The following is a 3,128-nucleotide window of genomic DNA, read 5'->3' as shown; positions in this document are numbered from 1 at the left end:
AAGGGGAAGAGTACCTTATTAGCCGGTTGACAGAGAGCCGCTGGCTGGTGGAAAGCGGTAACCGCCATAGGGGAACTGGCCCCGGAGCTGGAAAGGCGAACCCGCTGGCAGTAGTCTTTCCCGGCCGCCGCCGTTACCGGCAGCAAGGGGATCGGGCTTTTTGAGTCCGGTCAATTTGGGTGGTACCGCGGAAGCAAGGCCTTTCGTCCCAAGGGGGAGGAAAGGCTTTTCTATTTGGCAAAAATAAGGAGGAGTGGACTGGATGGAGCAGCGCTATAATTTTGCTGAGATCGAACCGAAGTGGCAGGCCCGCTGGGCGGAGGAAAAGCTCTACCGGGTAGAAGAAAGTCAGGACAAGCCCAAGTATTATTGTCTTGAGATGTTCCCTTATCCCTCCGGCAATTTGCATATGGGGCATGTGCGCAATTATTCCATCGGGGATGTGGTGGCCCGCTTTAAAACCATGCAGGGTTACCAGGTACTGCATCCCATGGGCTGGGATGCTTTTGGCTTGCCGGCAGAAAATGCGGCAATTAAGCATGGGATTCATCCGGCGACCTGGACCTGGTCCAATATTGACAATATGCGGCGGCAATTAAAGGGCATGGGGATCAGTTATGACTGGGACCGGGAGGTAGCTACCTGTCATCCCGGCTATTATCGCTGGACCCAGTGGCTGTTCCTGCAATTCTTCAAAAAAGGTCTGGCTTATAAGAAAAAATCGGCGGTTAACTGGTGTCCTTCCTGTGCCACCGTGCTGGCCAATGAGCAGGTGGTGGATGGGCACTGTGAACGCTGTGATTCCCAGGTTACCAAAAAGGACCTGGAACAGTGGTTCTTGCGCATTACCGATTATGCGGAACGTTTGCTGAATGACCTGGAAAAACTGACCGGCTGGCCGGAAAAGGTCAAGATTATGCAGGAAAACTGGATCGGCCGCAGTGAAGGGGTGGAAATCACCTTTGGCATCAAGGGGCGGGAGGAAACCATTACCGTCTATACTACCCGACCGGATACCATTTTCGGGGTAACCTATATGGTGCTGGCCCCCGAACATCCCCTGGTGCCGGAACTGGTAAAAGGCCAGCCCCAGGAAGCTGAGGTTATGGCTTTCCGGGAAAGAATGAAAACCCTGAGCGAAATCGCCCGCACATCCACGGAAGCGGAAAAGGAAGGGGTTTTCACCGGGGCCTATGCCGTCAATCCCCTGACAGGCAAGGAAGTACCCATCCTGATTGCCAATTACGTCTTACTGGATTATGGTACCGGGGCGGTAATGGGGGTTCCAGCCCATGATCAGCGGGACTTTGAATTTGCCCGCAAATACAAGCTGCCGGTGGTTGTGGTAATCCAGCCGGAAGGGGAAGAACTGGATGGTGCCAGCATGACCGCGGCCTATGCCGGGGAAGGCAAGCTGGTCAACTCCGGGGAATTCAATGGCCTGCCCAATGAAGAAGCCTGGGATAGAATCGCCGAAACCATTGAGGCCAGAGGACTGGGGCGCAAGCGGGTTAATTACCGCTTGCGGGACTGGCTGATTTCCCGCCAGCGTTACTGGGGTGCGCCTATTCCCATTGTCTACTGCGATAGTTGCGGGATTGTGCCGGTACCGGAAGAACAGCTGCCGGTGCTGTTGCCGGAAAATGTGGATTTCAAGCCCGGGGGTCAGTCACCTCTGGCGGAATGCGAGGAATTTGTCCACACCACCTGTCCGCAGTGCGGCGGAGCCGCCCGGCGGGAAACCGATACCATGGATACTTTTATCTGCTCATCCTGGTATTTCCTGCGCTACACTACCCCACGGGCTACAGATGTGCCCTTCGCCAAAGAGCTGGTAGACTTCTGGATGCCGGTGGACCAGTATATCGGCGGGGTAGAACATGCTATTTTGCATTTGCTCTATAGCCGTTTCTTCACCAAGGTTTTGTATGATCTGGGTTTGGTCAGTGTGGATGAGCCCTTTACCAATTTGCTCACTCAGGGCATGGTGCTGAAGGATGGGGCCAAGATGTCCAAGTCCAGGGGCAATGTGGTCAGTCCGGAAGAGATTATGGCCAAATACGGGGCTGATACCGCCCGGCTCTTCATTCTTTTTGCTGCTCCCCCGGAACGGGATCTGGAGTGGAGTGACCAGGGGGTAGAAGGGGCTTACCGTTTCCTGAACCGGGTCTGGCGCCTGGTTCACCATTACCATCAGGATCTGGCCGGAGTCAGCGCCTACCAGGGTGGGGAACTGAGAGCTGAGGACAAGGAGTTGCGGCGGCAGCTGCATGCCACCCTGAAAAAGGTTACCGATGATATCTCCCAGCGCTTCAATTTCAACACCGCCATCAGTGCCATCATGGAACTGGTCAATGGCCTCTATAGCTACAAGGACAAGGTAACTGAGCCCAATCTGGCGGTAGTCAAGGAGGCGCTGGAGTTGCTGGTCATCATGCTGGCTCCCTTTGCCCCGCATATTACTGAGGAATTGTGGCAGGCTCTCGGCCACACTGACAGTGTCCATCGCCAGAGCTGGCCCCGGGTGGATGAGCAGGCCCTGGTGGCTGAGGAAATTACCCTGGTGGTGCAAATCAATGGCAAGGTGCGGGATCGGGTGAATGTGCCCGCTGGCCTCAGTGTCCAGGAACAGCAGGAGGCGGTACTGGCCCTGCCCAAAGTTAAAAGCTGGCTGGAAGGCAAGACGGTGGTCAAAGTCATTCCGGTACCCAATAAACTGGTGAATATCGTGATAAAATAACCAGAGCGGGACTGTCTGGCGGGACAGTCTCCTCTTTTTTGCAGGAAAAAATCGGCCGAGGGAGAAGTATAGAGGGTGGAGGGGATTTGAGTTGTGGCAAGGATTGCGACTTAACTGGCAGCAAGCGTCAGCGACCCTGCGTTTTTTGCTGCTGGCCCAGTTTTTTGGACAAATGGGCCGCGGGATGTTTGAAGTTCTCTATAATCTGCTATTATTAAAATACGGATATACTACGGCCTTTGCCGGACAGGTGATTGGACTGTCAGCTGCGGTTACAGCCGTGATGATGCCCCTGGCCGGCCGGCTGGGGGACCGGCGGGGGCGGCGGACTTTGCTTATCCTTGGCCTGGCTGGCACCGGACTCTTCCTGGTCGCCCGGGCTTATACC

General features: G+C 55.3%; 2 protein-coding genes and 1 other annotated feature. Both genes read left to right on the top strand.

Going from position 1 to position 3,128, the window contains the following annotated elements:
• Window positions 1-214 (top strand) — a binding site (T-box leader). This feature is flagged as partial in the annotation.
• Between the two features lie 48 nt (window positions 215-262).
• Entirely contained in the window at window positions 263-2,740 is a 2,478-nt protein-coding gene (gene leuS, locus JDF658_RS07965) for a leucine--tRNA ligase (protein ID WP_079907108.1), read from the top strand.
• Between the two features lie 91 nt (window positions 2,741-2,831).
• Window positions 2,832-3,128 (top strand): MFS transporter (locus JDF658_RS07960; protein WP_143311975.1); only part of this gene is annotated, 297 nt, incomplete at its 3' end.

The organism is Carboxydocella sp. JDF658 (assembly GCF_002049395.1).
Taxonomy (GTDB): domain Bacteria; phylum Bacillota.
Note: the sequence above shows the minus strand (reverse complement) of the source record. Positions and strands in the feature narration are given on the sequence as shown.

Coding starts and splice junctions, on each gene's coding strand:
- leuS (WP_079907108.1), top strand. CDS start 263: ATGGAGCAGCGCTATAATTTTGCTGAGATCGAACCGAAGTGGCAGGCC.